19 protein-coding genes are annotated in these 19,565 nt (G+C 62.9%); 14 read left to right on the top strand and 5 right to left on the bottom strand.

What is annotated here, in order from left to right:
• Positions 1 to 98: 98 nt before the first annotated feature.
• From NZ740_01500 to NZ740_01485, 4 genes are all read left to right on the top strand, one after another.
• Complete coding sequence (locus NZ740_01500; protein MCS6770683.1) at positions 99 to 743, top strand: hypothetical protein; 645 nt, start codon at positions 99 to 101, stop codon at positions 741 to 743.
• Positions 740 to 1,876, top strand: coding sequence for a cytochrome c biogenesis protein ResB (locus NZ740_01495; GenBank protein ID MCS6770682.1), 1,137 nt, complete (start codon positions 740 to 742; stop codon positions 1,874 to 1,876). Before NZ740_01500 ends, NZ740_01495 begins: the two co-directional genes overlap by 4 nt.
• A gap of 1 nt (position 1,877) precedes the next feature.
• Positions 1,878 to 3,770: a cytochrome c biogenesis protein CcsA gene (ccsA, locus tag NZ740_01490; protein ID MCS6770681.1), complete on the top strand. Its 1,893-nt coding sequence runs from the start codon at positions 1,878 to 1,880 to the stop codon at positions 3,768 to 3,770.
• A gap of 88 nt (positions 3,771 to 3,858) precedes the next feature.
• On the top strand, positions 3,859 to 4,794 hold the full coding sequence (locus NZ740_01485; protein ID MCS6770680.1) for a radical SAM protein: 936 nt from the start codon (positions 3,859 to 3,861) through the stop codon (positions 4,792 to 4,794).
• Here the strand turns inward: NZ740_01485 and NZ740_01480 are convergent.
• On the bottom strand, positions 4,773 to 5,306 hold the full coding sequence (locus NZ740_01480) for a putative molybdenum carrier protein (protein MCS6770679.1): 534 nt from the start codon (positions 5,304 to 5,306) through the stop codon (positions 4,773 to 4,775). The two genes, NZ740_01485 and NZ740_01480, sit on opposite strands and share 22 nt — an antisense overlap.
• 139 nt (positions 5,307 to 5,445) lie before the next feature.
• Here NZ740_01480 and NZ740_01475 point away from each other — a divergent pair, with 139 nt between their 5' ends.
• The 5 genes from NZ740_01475 (at position 5,446) to rsmI (ending at position 12,351) form a co-directional block, all read left to right on the top strand.
• A complete protein-coding gene (locus NZ740_01475) occupies positions 5,446 to 8,070 on the top strand; it encodes an extracellular solute-binding protein (protein MCS6770678.1) in 2,625 nt (874 codons plus the stop codon).
• Positions 8,067 to 9,767, top strand: coding sequence for an ABC transporter permease subunit (locus NZ740_01470; GenBank protein ID MCS6770677.1), 1,701 nt, complete (start codon positions 8,067 to 8,069; stop codon positions 9,765 to 9,767). Before NZ740_01475 ends, NZ740_01470 begins: the two co-directional genes overlap by 4 nt.
• 69 nt (positions 9,768 to 9,836) lie before the next feature.
• Positions 9,837 to 10,883, top strand: coding sequence for a PAS domain S-box protein (locus tag NZ740_01465; protein ID MCS6770676.1), 1,047 nt, complete (start codon positions 9,837 to 9,839; stop codon positions 10,881 to 10,883).
• Positions 10,880 to 11,560 carry a response regulator transcription factor gene (locus tag NZ740_01460; GenBank protein MCS6770675.1) on the top strand — a complete coding sequence of 227 codons (681 nt, stop codon included), beginning with the start codon at positions 10,880 to 10,882 and terminating at the stop codon, positions 11,558 to 11,560. The genes NZ740_01465 and NZ740_01460 overlap by 4 nt, the downstream gene beginning before the upstream one ends.
• Positions 11,557 to 12,351 carry a 16S rRNA (cytidine(1402)-2'-O)-methyltransferase gene (gene rsmI, locus NZ740_01455; protein MCS6770674.1) on the top strand — a complete coding sequence of 265 codons (795 nt, stop codon included), beginning with the start codon at positions 11,557 to 11,559 and terminating at the stop codon, positions 12,349 to 12,351. Before NZ740_01460 ends, rsmI begins: the two co-directional genes overlap by 4 nt.
• Here the strand turns inward: rsmI and panC are convergent.
• Positions 12,348 to 13,193: a pantoate--beta-alanine ligase gene (panC, locus tag NZ740_01450; GenBank protein ID MCS6770673.1), complete on the bottom strand. Its 846-nt coding sequence runs from the start codon at positions 13,191 to 13,193 to the stop codon at positions 12,348 to 12,350. The two genes, rsmI and panC, sit on opposite strands and share 4 nt — an antisense overlap.
• Before the next feature lie 31 nt (positions 13,194 to 13,224).
• Positions 13,225 to 14,352, bottom strand: a complete 1,128-nt coding sequence (locus tag NZ740_01445) for a polysaccharide deacetylase family protein (protein MCS6770672.1) — start codon at positions 14,350 to 14,352, stop codon at positions 13,225 to 13,227.
• A 206-nt stretch (positions 14,353 to 14,558) separates the two neighbouring features.
• Between NZ740_01445 and rpmI the strand changes: the two genes are divergently transcribed.
• The 3 genes from rpmI (at position 14,559) to nagB (ending at position 16,042) form a co-directional block, all read left to right on the top strand.
• Entirely contained in the window at positions 14,559 to 14,753 is a 195-nt protein-coding gene (rpmI, locus tag NZ740_01440; protein MCS6770671.1) for a 50S ribosomal protein L35, read from the top strand.
• An 18-nt stretch (positions 14,754 to 14,771) separates the two neighbouring features.
• Complete coding sequence (gene rplT, locus NZ740_01435; GenBank protein ID MCS6770670.1) at positions 14,772 to 15,131, top strand: 50S ribosomal protein L20; 360 nt, start codon at positions 14,772 to 14,774, stop codon at positions 15,129 to 15,131.
• A 128-nt stretch (positions 15,132 to 15,259) separates the two neighbouring features.
• Positions 15,260 to 16,042: a glucosamine-6-phosphate deaminase gene (gene nagB / locus NZ740_01430; protein ID MCS6770669.1), complete on the top strand. Its 783-nt coding sequence runs from the start codon at positions 15,260 to 15,262 to the stop codon at positions 16,040 to 16,042.
• Between the two features lie 120 nt (positions 16,043 to 16,162).
• Here the strand turns inward: nagB and NZ740_01425 are convergent, their stop codons facing one another.
• Both NZ740_01425 and thrC read right to left on the bottom strand, forming a co-directional pair.
• The gene (locus tag NZ740_01425; protein ID MCS6770668.1) at positions 16,163 to 16,885 is read right to left on the bottom strand and encodes a YdcF family protein; all 723 of its coding nucleotides are present in this window, start codon (positions 16,883 to 16,885) and stop codon (positions 16,163 to 16,165) included.
• A gap of 5 nt (positions 16,886 to 16,890) precedes the next feature.
• The gene (gene thrC, locus NZ740_01420; protein MCS6770667.1) at positions 16,891 to 18,270 is read right to left on the bottom strand and encodes a threonine synthase; all 1,380 of its coding nucleotides are present in this window, start codon (positions 18,268 to 18,270) and stop codon (positions 16,891 to 16,893) included.
• Positions 18,271 to 18,808: 538 nt separating this feature from the next.
• On the opposite strand from thrC, the gene NZ740_01415 reads away from it, so the two are divergent.
• Both NZ740_01415 and NZ740_01410 read left to right on the top strand, forming a co-directional pair.
• Positions 18,809 to 19,120 (top strand): hypothetical protein, encoded by a 312-nt coding sequence (locus tag NZ740_01415; GenBank protein MCS6770666.1) that lies wholly within the window; start codon positions 18,809 to 18,811, stop codon positions 19,118 to 19,120.
• The gene (locus NZ740_01410; protein MCS6770665.1) at positions 19,117 to 19,521 is read left to right on the top strand and encodes a hypothetical protein; all 405 of its coding nucleotides are present in this window, start codon (positions 19,117 to 19,119) and stop codon (positions 19,519 to 19,521) included. Before NZ740_01415 ends, NZ740_01410 begins: the two co-directional genes overlap by 4 nt.
• Positions 19,522 to 19,565: the final 44 nt, after the last annotated feature.

Below are 19,565 nucleotides of genomic sequence, written 5' to 3'. Positions count from 1 at the left end.
GCCGGCGGGCCCCTTGCCAGCCTCCAGAGGCTGGTCCGAGCAAGCGGGATCTCGGATCCCTTGACTTAGGGCTCTGCGAAAGTACGTTTGCCGCGGACATGAAAAATCGATTCCTGGCCGCGGTGGCGGCAACTGTCATGGTCGGGTGCACTCGGGAAAACGACCTGCAGCCGCGGCGATATCGCGAAATCTTCGTCGAAGCCCCAACCCGCACTGAACGCCTCGCGGACGTGGCGGCGATGGCTCGCGCACAACCGACCGAGTCCGCGGCGCCATCCCCTGCGGACCGCGACGCGCCGGGCGCCCCGACTGTTGCTGCCGCTCCTGTCGCAGTCCGATGGACCTCTCCCGAAGGATGGGTAGAGAAACCGGGTCACCCGATGCGTCTGATGACCTTTGCGGTCGGTGCGAACGGCGCGGAGTGCACGCTCACCGCATTTCCAGGTCCCGTTGGTGGATTGGAGGGCAATCTCGCGCGCTGGGCCGGCCAGATCAATGTATCGATCCCGGCCGACGAACTTGCCCGCTTCGCGCGCTCACCTCAAACATTTGAGACGGAAGGTGGGTTCCCCTGCCTGGTCTATGACTTCGCGGCGGTCGCGCCGGAGGCGGATCCCTCGATGCTCGCCGCGATTCTGCCTGCGGATACGCACACGATTTTCGTAAAACTGACGGCGCCTCGCGCGCTGATCGCGGAACAGAAGGAGGCGTTTCTCGCCCTCTGCCGCTCATTGAGGCCATGAAGGGCTCCTCCCTATCCCTGCGCAGCGGCCTCTCCCTGGAGTGGCTCGGCTCGGCGAAAATCACCGTCTACGGGCTTTCCGTGTTGATGGTGCTCACATTCTGGGGAACGCTCTATCAGGTCGAACACGGTCTGTATCAGGCGAAGTCGCGTTTCTTTGATTCATGGATCGTCTGGATCGGGGGCCTGATCCCCTTTCCCGGCACGCAACTGGTGTTGACCATCCTCGCGGTCAATCTGGTCGTCTATCTCGCGAGGCTCCTTGCGCAACGCGCGATGCCGTTCGGCCTTTTGCTCACGCACCTCGGCCTGCTTCTGCTTCTACTGGGCGGCGCGGTGACGCGTTGGTTTGCCTCCGAATCGCAACTGACGCTCAAGGAGGGCGAGGCCAGCAGCGCTGCCGCGTCCTACCAGCATTGGGAGCTTGCCGTCTGGTCGAGCGATGGCATCGCCCGCGACGTGGTCGCCTATCTGGCGGACGGGCTAAAGCCCGGCGACGTCCGCCGCTTCGAGGAGGCAGGCCTTACGATCGAGGTCGAGGAATATCATCGGAACGCCCGCGCCTTCCAGTCGACCGCGCCTATCGCCAATCCACCGTTGAGTCGTCAGGGGATCACCTCCCTTCGACCCGCGCGACCGGCTAGGGAACCGGGCGAAAATATCGCGGGGGCAATCCTTAGGATTCGCCCGGATGACGCGCCGGAGGTGCGGGCCATTCTATTTGGCGAGGATGAAGTCCCACGCGCGTTCGAGCGCAACGGAACGGCGTTTCGGGTCGGCCTTCGTCGGGCGCGAGAGCCCTTGCCCTTCGTCGTGCGACTGATCGATTTCCGCCGTGAAATGCATCCGGGCACCGAGATGGCTCGACACTTCTCGAGCTTCGTTTCGGTTTCCGCAGAAGGGGTCGAACGAAATGTGCTCATTGCGATGAACAAGCCTTTGCGCGAGCGGGGTTACACCCTCTACCAGGCTTCCTACCGCGAGGAGTCGGATGGCACCCAATGGTCCACGTTTGCGGTCACGTATAACGTCGGCCGATTGATTCCCTACGTGTCAACCGTCGTCATTGTGGCGGGGTTGGCCTGGCATTTTGTCGCGATGATGGTACAGCAGGTCCGAAAGAGCCATGCGTAACATGACCCAAATCGCTCATTTCGCCCGCGTGGTGGGAGCGGCCTCCGTTCTGCTCGCTCTTGCGGCGGCCCCGGCAGGCGCGCAGGTGTCCGACTATGACGCCTTTTCTCGGATCCCTGTACAGGACGGCGGCCGCATCATGCCGATGGACACTTACGCCCGGCTGCGGCTGCTTCAGTTTTCAGGTCGAAGCACCTACCAGGGAATGCCGGCGGTGGAATGGCTCGCCCGCCTAATCTTCGACCCCAACGCCGCGCAGACCGACCGGGTCGTTCTGGTGAATAATTCCGAACTTCTCGAGGCGATAGGGCTCGACCACTTGAGGGGACGTCGGTTTTCCTACGCGGAACTTCGGCCTGGCCTGGAAAAGCTCGGGGAATTGGCGAGGGCGGCCGCGGAGCATAAGTCGGAGGACCGCACGCCACTGGAGCGCGAGTTTATCCGGGTCTATCAGAACCTTTCGGCGTTTGGCGCGCTGGCCGCCAGTTTTCGCTTCGCATTGCCGCATCCTGACTTCGCAGTCACCAACCCGGCCCTCCGCGCCCGATTGGGTCTGCCTCCAGACGGAACCAACGCACACAGTTTTCTCGACATTTATTTACGTGCAGGCGCCACCGCGGCGGAGGTCCAGCGGCTCGCTGCCGTTCCGCCGGAAGAGTGGTCGCCGGAGGAGTCGGAACTATTTACGTTGACCTCGACACTGTTCAACTGGAACCGCTACTACAAAGGACTTCCCATCGCGCTGATGCCCGTTTCCGCGCACGGAACGGAGCAGTGGGTCAGTCCTTGGGATCATCTCGCACTCGGCCGGCTGGATGAGGATTCTCGCCGCGAGCTTGTCCGTCTTCAGGATATGGCGCGGGCGTGGCTCGAGGGGCGGACAGTCGATTTCAAATTGGCGGCTCAGGACGTCGCCCGTTCTGTCCGTGCGAGGGCGCAAGAATCGCGGGGCCTGCGCTATCTAGACCTCGAGGTGCTTTACAATCGTCTGAATCCGTTTCTTCGCGCCCAGATGCTCTACGGGATCGGCTTCCTCGTGAGCCTTGCCGCCCTCTGGCGTGGGACGCCGGCGTGGCGACGCGCCGCGATCGCCGCCGTCGCGATCGCCATGATCCCCCACACGCTCGGGTTAATCTGGCGCATGCAAATCATGGGCCGGCCGCCGATGACGAATCTATACTCCACCTTCCTTTTCGTCTCGTGGGCGTGCGTCCTGCTCGGATTCGTCGTCGAGTGGTTCCAGAGGAACGGACTGGGAGGCTTCCTCGGCGCGGCAGCCGGCCTGTTGCTATTGACGGTTTCAAAACGCTTCGAAATCCAGGGCGATACATTGGGCGTGGTCATCGCTGTTCTCGACTCGAATTTTTGGCTGTCCACCCATGTGGTAGCGATCACCGTAGGTTATGCCGGAGTCCTCGCAGCGGGCATTGCGGGCCACGTCTACCTCATCCAAGCGCTGAAATGGCCGGCATCCCACCCGCGGCAGCGTGCGGCGCAGCGCGCGATTTATGGGCTGCTCGCATTCGGCCTGATCTTTTCGTTCCTCGGTACCATGCTCGGCGGCGTATGGGCGGACCAGTCCTGGGGTCGCTTCTGGGGGTGGGATCCAAAGGAGAACGGCGCGCTGCTGATCGTATTGTGGTGCGCGATCCTGTTCCATGCGCGGTGGGCGGGAATGATCGGCCCCATTGGACTCGCCGCAGGCAGCGTGCTGGGCATTATCGTGGTTCTGTTCGCTTGGATTGGCGTCAACCTGTTGGGCGTGGGCCTGCATTCCTACGGTTTCACCACCGGAGCCGCTGCCGGGCTGTGGGCGGCAGTGATTGCTGAGTTGCTCTTTGCGGGTGTGCTCACCCCCCTCGCCCGTCGGCGCGAGGTCGCCGCGCGGGCGTGATCTGATCTCAGCGATCGGTGCTGCGTGTTCGATGAGTTCTCGCACGCGAGCCGGCCGCTCGTTATCTTCTATGCTCGGAGCGGTTTGGATGCGCAGCCGATTCGAACATCTTCCCGCCTATTTGGCGCTCCGCGAAGCGAATGAGTTGGAACAGCGTGCACGCCAAGCCGCCGAAAGGCTCCAGGCGTGTGATCTTTGTCCTTGGCAATGCCGCATCGACCGTCGCCGTGCGCAATTAGGGCGTTGCCGGACGGGTTCGCGCGCGCGCGTCGCATCCTACGGACCGCACTTCGGCGAAGAGGCCCCCCTCGTCGGACGGGGCGGGTCCGGAACGATTTTTTTTGCACGCTGCAATTTGAAATGCCTGTTCTGCCAGAACCACGAAATCAGCCAGGCGGACGAGGGACCGGAAGTCGACGCGGAACAGCTCGCGGCGATCATGCTTCGACTCCAGTCGATGGGATGTAGCAACATCAACCTTGTCTCTCCAAGCCATGTGATAGCGCCGATCCTCCAGGCCCTCGTGATCGCGGTGGATCAGGGCTTGCGTCTCCCGATTGTGTACAACACGGGGGGATATGATTCGGTCGACGCGTTGCACCTGCTTGACGGCGTCGTGGACATCTACCTGCCTGACATGAAATTTGCCGATCCTGAGATTGCGCGCCGCCTGTCCGGTCCACCCGATTATCCGGCCGTCAATCGGGCCGCCGTTCGCGAAATGCATCGGCAGGTCGGCGATCTCCAAATCGGCGCAGACGGCCTGGCGCGCCGCGGACTGCTCGTCCGGCACCTTGTTCTTCCCAATGGCCTCGCCGGAACCCCGGATATAGCGCGGTTCCTTGCATCTGAAATTTCCCCCGACACCTATATCAACGTCATGGCGCAGTATCACCCGTGCTACTGCGCCCGCATGGACCCGTCCCTCTCACGGCCCATCACGCGCGGCGAATACTTGGAGGCCGTGCGCGCCGTGCGAGCCGCGGGTCTCCATCGCCTGGATCAGCCGGCGCCGGAGGACTGACGCGGCAGGCGCCGACGCTCGGCGCAGTCGGCCAACAGCCGTTCCACTGTTTGTCGCGCCGGGCCGTACAGGTCGTCCTGCGAGGCGCGCGGGCCGGCAATATTCAGGACTATCGGGCGGTTCCGGGCCACACGCGCCAGCCAGCGAAGGATCCGCGGAACGGGGTCGGAAGTCCCCGTCGGATCCACCACGAGAAGCGGACGCCGCAACGCCCGCGCGCACTCCGCGGTATATCGCGTGCCGCCAGTCAGCGGACCCCGCGCTAAGATGAGGGTGGCGTCCGAATCCCGGACGTTTGCCAACGTGCGAACCGAAGGGTCCGGAGACTTCACCTGACGCAAGCGGTACCGCCGCGGGATCGCGCCATCCTCAGCCAGGCGCCCTTTCGGGCACCAGCCCCCGTGCGGGACACCCAGCGCGAGGGCCGCATCGAGGGCGGCTCGATCGACACCCGTCTGGCCGCCGGATACGATTCTGGCAATGCGCGGGACTGGGGGTCGTACTTTAGCCATATTAGACACTTTATGAGCGTCGCATGCGGGCCTCAACGGGTTTGCTGACGGAGCTTCTACCGGTTGTGAGCACATCCGTTTTTGTACCCTTCCGGGATTCCGATTGCGCGCACCGAAACGGTTGAGGCAGACTCATGGTGTGCCGAACTGGGTCAAAGGCGGTTTATGGGGCGCCCTGCTGCTCACCGCGCTATGGTTGCTCGCTCCGCAGCGCTCCCTGCAGGTCGAGGAGGGGGTTATTGAGATCCGCTACATGGGGCGCGGTGGCCCGATCCAGGGCGCGCTGGAAGACGCCATCCGCGAATTTGAACGCCTGTCTCGGGAACGCCATGCAGTCGATCCGACCTACCCGATTTACCGCGTCGTCTCCGGCCAGGATGCTTCCCGCGGCCAGACGGAAGACCCTACGCGGTTTTTAGTGAGTTTGGCCGGCGGGACACCACCGGACGTGATCGATTTCGACCGCTTTGCCATCAGCGAGTGGGCGGCCCGCGGGGCGTTTACGCCGCTCGATGACTTCATCCAGCGCGATCGCGAGGCATGGGCGATGTGGGAGTCGGGCGGTCGACAGGGCCTGCCGCCATGGCCCGGGGCGGCCGAGGAGCCGCCGCGCGCGCAGGGTGGCCGCACACAACCGGCGATTGAGCCGCTGCGCGCGGAGAACTTTTACGCCGCCTGCTGGGATGAGGCGGTGTATCGGAATCCAGTCACTGGCGAATCCGCGATCTACGGCATCCCGTCCGACGCTGACAACCGCGTGCTGCTCTACAACAAGGACATTCTGATTCGTCACGGCTACACGAACGAATCCGGCGATGCGCGTCCGCCGCGGACCTGGGAGGAGCTTGAGGAGATGGCCGTCCGGATGACGGAGCGTGACGAGCGTGGTCGAATTCGGACGATTGGTTTTATTCCCAACTACGGCAATTCGTGGCTGTACATGTACGGCTGGCAGGCGGGCGGCGAGTTCCTCAGCGCCGACGGCCGCCGCGTTACCCTGAACGATCCGCCGATCGTCGAGGCGCTCGACTTCATGACGCGGATCTACAACAAGCTCGGCGGCGCCCAGGAAGTCTACGCGTTCCAGTCCACATTTCAGGGCGGAGAATTGGACCCGTTCATCCTCGGCCGCGTCGCGATGAAAATCGACGGCGTTTGGGTCATGTCTTCGCTCGCGTTCTACGGGCGCGACCTGAATTTCGGCGCCGCGCCTGCCCCGATGCCGGCCCGCGAGCTCGCGAAAGGCCGCAAGCCCATCTCGTGGCTTGCGGGCTGGGCATACGCCATTCCATCGACCGCGCGCGAAAAGCGCGGCGCGTGGGAACTGATCCGGTTCCTGACCAGCCAGCGAGCCATGGAGATCATGCGCGAGTCCGAAAATTTCATCGCAATGAGCCAAGGCCGGCCCTTCATCCCGCGGCAATATCCTCAGCGCTCGCAAAACGAGTGGGTCTTCCGCACCTATGTCGAGGCCAACCCCGCCCTCGAGCCGAAATTCAAGGAGGCGATGCGCGTTTTCAACGACCTGCTCGATCATTCGCGATACCGGCCGGTGACGCCCGTCGGGCAGAAACTTTGGAACTGCCAGATCTGGGCGATGGAGGACGCGATCTTTGGCAAAAAGACGCCGCAGGCCGCTCTCGACTATTACACAGCCATCGCGCAGCGCGATCTTGATGAAATCCTCAACCCACCCCGTGGAATCGTCATTCGAAATTGGTCGTGGTTTTTCGCGCTGTATGTGGCGCTGATTGCCGCCACAGCCGCTTGGGTTTATTGGCGCGAGACGCGTCCTGTCGAACGGCGGCGGATCCCGCGTTTTTCACTCTCGGCGCTCTTTACGGGGGAAAAACCGGACGCCGCTGCGCTCGAGGGGAGCAAGGGCTCCTATTTCCGGTCCGAATGGCGGGACGGCGTGCTGTGCGCGCTCCCGTGGCTGCTCGGCTTTATCATCTTCACCGGCGGGCCGATGTTGTTTTCGGTGGTCATCAGTTTTTGCCGGTTTGACGTGCTGAACCCGGCGGTTTTTGTCGGCCTGAAAAATTACGCCTTCATGGTTACCGGAGACGAGCTGTTCTGGACGTCGATGAGGAACACGCTGTTCATGGTGATCGGTGTTCCGCTCGGCATGGCAGTGAGCTTCGGGCTGGCGTTACTGCTCAACGTCAAGGTACGCGGCATCGCGGTCTGGCGGACGCTTTTCTATCTGCCGAGCATCGTGCCCGCAGTCGCCTCGAGCATCCTTTGGATCTGGATCTTCAATCCGCAGAGCGGTCTTTTGAACACGACGCTCGCCGCGCTCGGCATCGAAGGACCGAACTGGCTGCAGGACGAGGACACGAGTAAATGGGCGCTGATCCTGATGGGCCTGTGGGGGGCCGGGGGCGGCATGATCATCTGGCTGGCCGGACTCAAGGGCATCAGCCGAAGTTACTACGAGGCGGCGGAGATCGACGGCGCGAATGCGTGGCAGCAGTTCCGCTACATCACGGTTCCGATGATGACGCCCTATATCTTTTTCAATCTCGTGATGGGCCTCATCGGCACCTTTCAGATTTTCACACAGGCCTTCATCATGACTCAGGGCGGCCCGGTGAATTCGACGCTCTTCTTCGCCTACCACCTCTTCAATAACGCCTTCCGCTACCTTCACATGGGGTATGCCGCCGCCATGGCGTGGTTCCTGTTCCTGATCGTTGTACTGATCACGGCATTTCAGATGCGGACCTCGAAACGATGGGTCCACTACGAGGAGGACGTGTGAACGCTTCGGCGCGCCATTCCGAGGACCAGGCGGAAGCGCGACGAGCGCGGCGGCTGCGGGGGCTCGCATGGGCGCTCGTCGTCTACGGCTTGCTGCTCGGAGGCGCAATCCTGTTTTCGATGCCGTTCCTCTGGATGATCGGCACCAGCTTCAAGGTGGATCGCGAGATGTTTGGCGAACGCATCACGTTCTGGCCGATGCGCCCTGTGCCAGCGCGCGCCTCGCCCTATCTGGACCCCAACTATTTCCCGCAAGTCGGTGGGGACGCCTACCGGATTGCCGAGCCGATTCTTCGCGAGGCAATTCGCGTCCACCGCGACCGCATCCCCGGATTAGCCGCCAACGCCGATCAAGCCGCGGACATCCTCGCCCCGGGACTTTTCCAGCGGCTGCGCGGCACGCTGCCGGCGACCCTCTGGCAACTGCCGCACGAAGCGCTCGCCCAAGAGCTTGCCGCGCGCGTCACGCCCGAATGGATCGACGAGGCCGTACGCAAGGTGTACCGCCGCCTGAGCTTCGCCGGCGTCCGCGTGCGCAGCCACGACCTGCAGGAAATCGACCTGACCGCCGGCAGACCGATCTCCGACTTCTGGACCGTCGAGGGCGGACGACTGGTCGATGGGCGCGAGGATGCAGCGGCGATCGCCGACATGGTCTACGCGTTTCCACACACGGATGGCGGCGAAGTTCGACTGTCCGCCACCCTCAAGCTGCCCTTCCCCGTTGAGCGGCTGCACCGCATCCAGCTCTTCCTGCGACCCGATGATTCCTGGCATGCGCTAGAGTTCATGGTCGAAAAGCAAGGCCGCGTCTACCGGGGCAAGCGTCCTGAATACCTTGGGAACTTCCAATGGACGATGGTCACGCTGCAGGATTACGGTCCGGACGACGAGTCGACGAAAATCCGTCTGTGGATTCCGCTGGTGGAGCAGCGCGGCGCCGTATCCGCTGTTGATTCGCCCGATGAGGTGAAGCTCACGATTGTTTTACGCCAGAGCGACCAGCTCGATGCATGGTGGGCGAAAATCCAGCGCAACTATCGCGGCGCGCTGGATTACATCCCCTTCTGGCGGTATGCAGCGACAAGCGTTTTCCTCGTGACTCTGAACATCGCGGGCACTTTGCTGTCCTGCTCGCTCGTCGCCTTCGCGTTCGCGCGACTGCGCTGGCCGGGCCGGAACCTCAGCTTCGGCTTGATGATGGCCACCCTAATGATTCCCGGGCAGGTGACGATGATCCCCTATTTCCTGATCGTCAAATCGCTCGGATGGTACAACACACTGACACCGCTCTGGGCGATGAGTTTCTTCGGCAACGCGTTCAATATCTTCCTGCTGCGGCAGTTCATGAAGGGAATCCCGCGCGACCTCGAGGACGCCGCGCGCATCGACGGCTGCAACTCGTGGCAGGTTTACTGGCATGTGATTCTCCCGCTGGTCCGGCCGACCCTCGCCTGCATCGCCATCTTCACCTTTATGGGCACGTGGAACGACTTCATGGGGCCGCTGATCTACCTTAGCGATCAGCGCCTGTATCCGCTGTCGCTCGGCCTTTACGCACTGAATGTCCAGGCCGGCGGCAACTTCGGCATGATGATGGCCGGCTCGGTGTTGATGACCCTCCCCGTGATCGCGGTCTTCTTCTTCGCGCAGAAATACTTCATTCAAGGCGTCACACTCACCGGCATGAAAGGGTGACAGCGGCACGTTGGCACGCGACGGATTTCCATGGGTACAGCCCGAGTTACACGCAAAAATAACGTCGTGATGAAACACGGCCCCGCCAACCGCGATGACGCGGAATCCGCCGCGAAGCTGGCGGCGATCTTCAATACGGTCGTTGATGGCATCATCACCATCGACGAACGCGGCATCATCGAATCCGTTAATCCGGCCGCCGAGCGCATTTTCGGCTGGAGCGCCAAGGATTTGATCGGGCGCAGCGTGAACGTCCTGATCCCTGAACCTTGGCGGCGCCACCACGACGGATACATCCGGCGCTATCTGCGGACCGGCCGGCCTCACATCATTGGCATCGGCCGCGAGGTGCGGGGTCTTCGCAAAAACGGAGATACCTTTCCGATGGATTTGGCTGTTAGCGAGGTGCGGATCGGCCGCCGGCGCCTGTTCACCGGAATTGTGCGCGACATAACAGAACGCAAACGTGCCGCGGAAGCCATCGCCCGCGTCAGCGAGGAGGAACGCCGCCGGCTCGGCCAGGAGCTGCACGACGGGCTTGGCCAGCAGTTGACCGGCCTGGCATTGATGGCCAAGGCGCTGCACGGCCGGCTCGCCCGCGAGTCCCACCCCGCGGCGGAGGAGGCGGACGAGCTGGCCCGCATGATGGGCCGCATCCTCGACGACATGCGGCGGCAAGCACACGGGCTCTACCCCGTCGAGTTGGAGCGCAGCGGGCTGCAGGTGGCCCTCGAAGAATTAGCCCTTGCAAACCGACAGCTTTACGGCATCCGATGCAGAGTGCAGATCCGGGGATCCTTCCCCGCGCTCGATAAATCGCACGCGCTGCATCTCTATCGCATCGCCCAGGAAGCTGTCCATAACGCCATCCGGCACGGCGGCGCAAAACAGATTTGTATTCGACTTGCCCGATCGGCTAATGAGATTCATCTGGAGATCGAAGACAATGGTCGGGGATTTCAGGCCCGGCAGATACGTTCAGGTATGGGGATTCAAATCATGCGCTATCGTGCGGGCGTCCTGGGGGCCGAGCTAGCCATCGAACGGCGCGCTCCCCGCGGAACGTTGGTCCGCCTCGTCTGGCCCGTGGCGCTCGCAGTCCCTTCAAAGCCATGAAAACGGCGGGCCCAAAATTCGAGTCCGGAACGGCGAAAAAACGCATCTTGATTGTGGACGACCACCCCATCGTGCGACAGGGGATACGAGCGCTCCTGGAACAGCAGCCAGATTTGGTGGTCTGCGCGGAGGCGGAGTCCGCCGGCGAGGCGCTGCAGGCACTTCTGAAGCACAAACCCGACCTCGTCATCGTGGACATCTCGCTCAAGGGCCACGATGGGATCGAGCTGACCAAATGGGTCCGTGCGCAGGACAAGCGGCTGCCTGTCTTGGTCCTGTCAATGCACGACGAGAACCTCTATGCCGAGCGCGCCCTTCGCGCCGGCGCGCAAGGCTATCTGATGAAGGTGGAGGTGGGCGAAAAGATCGTCGAGGCCGTGCGCAAGGTGCTCGCCGGTGAAATCTATTTGAATGAAAAGCTCGGCCAGTCGCTGCTCCACGAGATGACCGTTCGCGGGGCCGTTTCGCCGGAGGAATCGCCGATCCGACTGTTGAGCGATCGCGAACTCGAGGTGTTCCGGCTGATCGGCCAGGGCCACAGCACGCGCGAAATCGCCCAGATGCTGCACCTCAGCGTCAAGACCATCGAGACCTACCGCGCGCACATCAAGGAAAAGCTCGGCTTGTCCACTGCCGCGCAACTGGTGCGCAGCGCCATCCGCTGGGTCGGCACATGACCGCGCGCGCGCCGGCGGACACGGGCGCCGAAGACGGGGCGCTGGCGCCGGGTCTTTACGTCGTGGGTACGCCGATCGGCAATCTGCTGGACATCACGCTGCGCGCCCTCGACACGCTCCGCCGCGCATCGCTCATCCTCGCGGAGGATACGCGACAAACCCGCATTCTGCTCGACCGACACGGGATCCGTGTGCCGCTGCTCAGCGCCCACAAATTCAACGAAGCGGCCCGGATTGACAGCGCGCTGGCCCGCCTGCGCGCCGGGGCGGCCGTCGCGCTCGTCACCGATTCGGGGACACCCGCAGTTTCCGATCCCGGTGCGCGACTCGTTGCAGCCTGCCGCGCCGCCGGCTTTCCGGTCTTCGTGGTGCCGGGGCCTTCTGCGGCGACAGCCGCTGTCTCCGCCGCTGGCATCGCGACGCGCGGCTTCGTGTTTGGCGGATTTCTTCCGGCGAAATCCGCCGCCCGCCGCCGCGCCCTCGCCACGCTCGGTCAGCCCGGGTTACCCCTTGTGCTGTTCGAGTCGCCCCACCGCCTGCTCAAGCTGCTCGATGACCTCGAGGCCGTGTGGGGCGCCCCCCGTGTGTATATAGGCCGAGAGCTGACCAAGCGATTCGAGGAGCACCTGGTCGGAACGCCCGCCGAACTCCGCGCCGCGTTGGGTTGTCGCTCGATCCGCGGGGAGCTGACACTCGTTGTCGTTCCTGGTCCGATGCCAGAGACTGAAGGGCCGGAACTGGACGCCGATGAGGCGGACCTACCGTCCGGCTCCGGGGACGAGATGGACTAGACCTTGAGCACGGTATTGTCGATCAGTCGCGCGGACGGGAAATGGACGGCCAGCGCACAAAGCGCGGGCCGTTCGATTAGCAGGACGGGCTCAAGGGATTCATCGTCGACAATCTCGATGTAATCCACGCGGGCTAGAGGCGCGTGCTCGATGACTCCGCGCGCGATCTTTCTCAGCGCGTCCGCGTCGCGCTCGCCAGCCGCGAAGGCCCTCTCCACCGCGTCAAGCGCACGCCGGAGGCAAACGGCTTGGGCGCGCTCCTCGGGCTTCAGGCGCGCATTCCGCGAGCTCATCGCCAGGCCGTCCGGTTCGCGGACGATCGGGCCGGCGACAATCTCTACGGGAAAATTCAGGTCGCGCACCATACGGCGGATCACACGGAGCTGCTGGGCGTCCTTTTCGCCGAAGACCGCTACGGAGGGCTGGACCAGATTGAAGAGCTTGGCGACGACCGTGCAGACACCGGTAAAGTGGCCCGGACGCGACGCGCCGCAGAGGCCGGAGGCCAGCCGTGACTCCGTCACGCTGACGCTGGCATCCACCGCGTACATGTCTTCCGCAGCCGGCGCAAACACCACGTCGACACCCGCCTCCCGGCACAACCGCTCGTCTCGTTCAAGGTCGCGCGGATAACTGTCAAAATCCTCGTTGGGGCCGAACTGCGTCGGATTGACGAATATGCTGACGACCGTCACATCCGCGCGGGCACGGGCGAGCCGCACGAGCGAGAGGTGCCCTTCGTGCAAATAGCCCATCGTGGGCACGAAACCTACGGATACGCCCGCCTGGCGCTGCGCAAGAGCCCAGGTTTGCATCTCGGCCGGTTGATGGATGAGTTTCATGTTCGCTCCTTCCAAATGGGGGTCGACGGCGTCATTGCTTTGAAAAAAGGCTCCAGAAACTGCGCCGTCCTCGGCCCGGCAGGTTGAAGATGAATTTGCTTTTGAGGCGCATAATCCGGTATGGGTTCCCGCCGCGCCGCGGGGCGCGAAGCGAGCCCAGTGCATCGGCGTAGGCGCTCTCATAGCCGACTTCTGCGGAGATCCGCTCTGCCGCTGATCCGGCGATCGTCCAGGGAAAACACAAATGGCGGACCGGCTCTCGGCCGAGCCGGCTTTCCAAGATATCTTTCGCAGCGGCAAGGTCTTCGCGAATCGCCGCATTTCGCTCCGCGGGAGTTTCCGTTCGCCCGCGCCGCTTTCGGGCGATTCGGGCAAGCCGAGCCTGCCAGTCCGGCCGTTCGAAGAACGCCGCGCCGCCCTCCGCGCGCACCAGCGACAGGCACTCCTCCCGCGCCTCCTCGTCGTCATAACGGAGCGCGTCCGAAAGACGAGACCGCATCGGGTGCAGCGGTGCGCCGAGATCGGCAGCCGTCAAGAACCGGGGCGATCGCGCGCTGCCCACATTCGGCGACAGATGGATATGGGGGGAATAGGCCGGTGTCACAAAACCCGTCACGCGGCTGTCGAAGAAAATCATCGCGTGAGCGTAGCTGTGCGCCTGGATGTCCCAGCACCCCGACGCGCGCATCGCGCGGAGTTCCGACCATGTGCAGAACGGGGTGTCAGAACGGTCTACATCGGCGGGTGGGCCGCCAGGATCGTCGAGCGTGGGTCGGAGCCCGCTGCCCTCCGGCACGCGGCCCGGCGCAACAAACAAAATCGCCAGCATCTCGTATCGCCGCAACAGCGGTGTGGCCACGGTCCACGCACTGGCCCACGCGTCGTCGAACGTCAGGGCGACTGCGCGCGGCGGCAGACGTCCGTTGCCGCGGACAAAACGAGCGACGTCGTCCGCGAGTACGGTGCGGTATCCGTTCTCCCGCAGATACGCGAGGGCGGGTTCCAGCAGAGCGGGTGTGACCTCATGGAAATGGAATGTCGGCAGAATGTCCCGGGAGACTGGCAGGCCGAAGATGAACCCTGGATAGGCGCCGCACGCCAGTTCGACGGCCCCGCGCAGCGGAGATTTTTGTTCGGCAAACGGAATGCGCGCGCTCATAGACGGACCTCACGTTAGCAAACCGAAGCGCCGTTCGACAAACCGCGATGCAGATGCCGGTCGCGTAGCGGGCCGCCCGCCTGTGCGTCTTCCGCGTGGAAAATGCTGGACGCCGTGTCGGGAATCTCCTACATAACGCCGCTTCGCACCGGATATCCGGCCGCCCCGCGTAGGGGATGCAAGAGAAAGAAAGGAACGCGGAGAAGATGCCCAAACACAAGACCAAAAAATCCGTGCTCAAGCGATTTCGGCGCACGGGGACGGGAAAGCTGTTGCGCATGAACGGCGGCAAGAGCCACCTTGCAACGAGCAAGTCGCGCAAGCGCAAACGCCAACTGCGGAAACCCTCGTTGGTCCCCGCGCCGTTTGCCACCAAACTGTCCGCACTGATGGGCGGCTGATCCGAGGAGACCGACACCATGCCGCGAGCGACCAACGCACCTGCATCACGTAAACGCCGCAAACGCCGTCTTGCGCTGGCGAAAGGTTTTTACGGTGGCCGAAGCAAGCGGTTCCGCCAGGCGACCGAGGCCGTTGACCGCGCGATGGTCCTGGCGACCAAGCATCGCAAAGAACGCAAGCGCGAGTATCGATCCCTGTGGATCACTCGGCTCGCCGCCGCCTGCCGTCCGCATTCGCTATCCTACAGCCGCCTGATTGAGGGGTTGACCAAGGCCGGCGTTGCGCTGAACCGCAAGATGCTGTCCGAAATCGCGATCCACGATCCGCAGGGATTCGCGTCCATCGTGGATCTCGCGAAGGCGCACCTGAAGGCCTAAGCGGCTGCGGCTGCTCTCGGGTCCGCTGCGCCAGCGCACTCGAGATGCCCGTGTTTACACCCGTTTCGAAGCCCTCTGGGCCGGAATGTCCATTGACAAGCGTTCTAACAAAAAAATAATGATGACACATGGAAGTGATCATCCAGCCGGACGCGCACTCGGCCAGCATCGTCGCTGCCCGCTTGGTCTCCCACCTGCTCCGCGAAAAGCCCAACGCGGTCATCGGGCTGGTTGCCGGGCAGTCCCCACTGCTGCTGTACAGCGAGCTGGTGCGTAAATACCGGGACGGACACATCGACTTCAGCCGTGTCACCGTGTTCACGATGGATGATTTTGTCGGTATTCCTTCGAACCATCCGGCATCCCATACGACGTTCATCCGGCGACACTTCCTCGACCACGTCAACGTCCGGCCGGAAAACATCCACGTCCCCGACGGCATGGCCCCCGATATTCCCGAGCACTGCCGCGCCTACGAGGAGGCCATCCGCCAGGCCGGAGGCATCGATTTGCAAATCCTGGGGATCGGCACGGAGGGGCACCTCGGTTTCAATGAGCCTACCTCCTCCCTCGGGTCTCGGATGAGGACCAAGACCATTACGCCCCGATCCCGCCGCGACTTCGCGCCCCAGTTTGGCGGCGAGGACCGAGTGCCGAAGTATATTATGACCTTGGGCCTTGGCACCATCATGGAAGCTCGGCAGTGCATGCTGCTCGCCTTTGGGAAGGCGAAGGCCAACGCCATCGCCCGAACCATCGAAGGGCCCGTCACTGCGATGATGCCCGCGTCGATTTTGCAAATGCACCCCGTTGTCAAGGTGTTTCTTGACCACCAGGCCGCCTCGCTACTGCAGAACACGAGCTATTACCAGTGGGTGTACGACGACAAGCCGGAGTGGCAAAAATTTTAGCTGCGCCGCGAGACCCGCACCGTCGTCATTCTCAACGGGCAATCCTTTATACCGATCGGCTGATTCGCGATCATCGGCTCAGTCCAAATAGATACGGTCGCTCAGCCCTGCGGGCCTGCGTCAAATCCACCCTTTGAGCTTGTAGTACGCGAGGGCCGCGAGTTCGCGCGAAACGCGGACAGTAAGCCCGAGGTTGTCCCAGATCCGGTAACGGATCGTCAGACTTTGGCCTACAGCGTCATCCAACGCAGACAAGGGGTCGCCGGCCTGCGAGGTCCGCGTGAGGTCGGCCATCACCGGTACGGGTTCAACCGAACGGCCGCGCACGTGACGGAATCCCGCCTTGCGGAAGGAAAGAATGCTGCGCCGCATGTGCTCTGGCGAGGTCACGATCAGTAGCCTCAGGCTTTCGTGCGAGCCCTCGAACATTTGTCGGATTTGCAGGGCTTGTTCGCGCGTGTTGCGCCCGCGGCCCTCGCGCAGGATCCGCCGTTCCGATACGCCCCGCAGAATCAGTTCCTGGATGACCGGGTTGAGCATTTTCTCGTTCTCGCCGGCTTCGATCGGGTGCGCCACGAGCACACGCGCCTTTGGAAAACGGGAGGCTTCCCGCGCAGCCTGCCACGTCCGCATCAACCCGGACTCACTAGGGATACCTCCGCCTCCCATCAGCACAATGATGTCCGGAGCGCCTTCGAATCCGCCCGGATCGCGCCCAAGCCAGCCGTAGACATGCCACGGCCAGCCCAACGCCGCGCTGACCCACAGCAACAGGAAGAGAGCTCCTAGCATGCGGAGGGTGAAATCAAGGGCACGACGTAGCGGGTCAAATAGTCGGTTCATCCTGGTTAGACAGCGGCATGCTCGGCAACAAATGCCCGCACTGCCCGTTCATCGTTCGCGATCGGATACACCCGTGTTGGCGCGCCCTCCAGGGCATCGATCGCGGGGTGCCGCGCCACATTCCGGCCGAGCGCCCGCTCGATCGCGTTGGCAAATTTGGCTGGATGAGCGGTCGCCAGGCAGATGACAGGCACGCCGTCTTCCAGGTGCTCCTCGGCCACGGAAACGCCCACCGCCGTGTGCGGGTCAAGAAGATAGCCGTGCGCCCCAAAGAAGCGTCGGATCGTCTCGAGGACCTCCTCCGTACCGCCGACGCCCGCGCGAAACAGCGGGTCGCTGCCTTCGACGCGCAGACGGCCCGTCCGCCCGAATTGATCCATCATGCGTCGGACGGCTTCCGCGTCTTCGCCCAAGCGGTAGTACAGATACCGCTCGAAATTGCTTGCCACCTGGATGTCCATCGAGGGGCTCAAGGTCGGAACAACCTGCCCGAGGCTGTATTCGCCCGTGTTGAAAAAGCGCGTGAGAATGTCGTTCTCATTGGTTGCCAGGATCAGCCGGCGGACGGGCAGCCCCATGCGTGCGGCGTACCAACCGGCGAGGATGTCGCCGAAATTGCCGGTCGGTACGGCAAAGGCCACCTGCGGCGCGCCGGTCTGCGCGATGACGCGCAGCCCGGCGTAAAAGTAGTACACGATCTGCGCGACGATCCGCGCCCAGTTGACGGAATTGATGGACCCGAGCGAATAGCGGCGCTTGAAGTCGACATCGCGGAAGATGGACTTCATCAGGTTTTGGCAATCATCGAAGGTGCCGTCGACCGCAAGGTTGAATACGTTTGGGTCGAGCACGGAGGTCATCTGCCTTTCCTGGGCAGGTGAGACGCGTCCGCGCGGATGCATGATGAAAATGTGCACGCGAGACTGCCCGCGGACGCCGTGGATGGCCGCGCTGCCCGTGTCGCCGCTGGTGGCGCCGAGGATGTTCAGCCGGGCGTTCCGCTTTTCCAGCGCATAGTCAAAAAACGCGCCGAGAAATTGCAGCGCGACATCCTTGAAGGCCAGTGTGGGTCCGTGGAAGAGCTCCAGGACCCAAAGCGGACCCACGCGCACCACTGGGGTCACCTCGGGCGAGGAAAACGTCCTGTAGGCCCTGGCTACCAGATGTTTCAAAACTTCTTGCGGAAGGTCGGCGAAACGCCTGAAGACCTCGAGGGCGAGGTCCGGATAGGAGAGTTGCGCCCAAAAGGATAGCTGGTCACGAACGTCCGGGATCCGGTCCGGCACGAGCAGCCCGCCATCCGGCGCGAGGCCTTCCAAAGCGGCGTCCTCAAACGACATCGGCGGCGTTTGACCGCGCGTGCTGATGTAATGCACGATGGGCATGGGCCGGAACATATCGAAACCACCATATCAGTAAAGATCCCGCCAGCGGCCGGCTGAATTCAGAATCGATGTCGGGCGCTGCTTCGTATCCGGCATTTTCAGGCAGATCCCCGTGCTGCGGATGAGACAACGCCTATCCGCCGGAAACGTTCCCGACGATCGCTCCTTCGGCCCTGCCCACCGGAACCCAAGGGTTCGAGGTCGGACTGTGCACGTGGGATTCGACTGGCCTCAAGCGCCATGAATACGCGATGAACGTCTTCCCCTTTAGGATCTCCTCGAACACGATTTGGATTTATCACCGTTCGGCAGAAGAACACCTCAGGACAACGCCGGCTCGACGACCCCACAACTTGACCAAGGAACGCAAAACGGTATTCCTCGGGCGGTCTTCAGCCGCTGGTGACGTCCGCAGGGGTGTTCGATCGCGCTTGAGGACCGGCCGAATCCTCATTATTGGATGACAGCGATCAGCCCGAGATGGCAGTCGGCAACCACATTGTCAGGAATCGGGCGGATCATCGATAGAATGGATGCCATGATTAGTGCAGTTGCATTGATAGGATTTGTCATGATTGGGGTCGCCCTAGCCGGCGGTCTCTACGCGTCCTATGTAAACATCCGCAATGCCCGGGGACCGCGAGAGCGCAAATTCGTGATTCGCGCCTGCGCAGTGGGCTGGGCGCTTATCTTGTCCATGCTCGCCGTGATCTACTGGCTCCCAGCGCCGTACCGGTACGTCGCCGCGCTCATCTATTTCTTAGCGATACCGGTGCTGATTTACCGATGGGCGCTGACACACCAGATGATCCGGCTGCTGGATGAGCGCGATCGGGAGGCCACCACGTGAGCTTCCGCGACGCGCGGGCGGTCGAATTCGAACAGCAGCTCAAGCGCGTGTTTGATCGGATCGACTCCGTGTTGGAAGCCCGCTACGGCCGGCTCTATTCCCTACATCCCGCGCGACCCGAGAGAGGATCGACCGGGAACCCTGAAATGGATGGCCTCTTCAACATCGGGGCCGCCTTCTCGCCCGGATTCGCCTCGCTCCACGGCCCCGGCTATCTTGTCGAGGTTCGAATGGCCACGCTCGACCACGTCCCGCCGGATGTTCAAGAGCAGATGGAGCGGGAAGTGGCTGATATGCTTCGCCGCTGGCTCCCCGAGGCCTTTCCCGGACGAGAGCTAAGGGTCGACCGCGACGGCCACTCCTTCAAGATATACGGCGACCTTTCGCTCGGCGTGTTGTGAGTTTGCAGCTCGGCAACCTCCGCGCCAATTCCATGCGATGGAAA

Source organism: Kiritimatiellia bacterium (assembly GCA_025054615.1).
Lineage (GTDB): Bacteria > Verrucomicrobiota > Kiritimatiellia > CAIVKH01 > CAIVKH01 > JANWZO01.
This window is presented reverse-complemented; position numbering and strand designations above follow the sequence as displayed.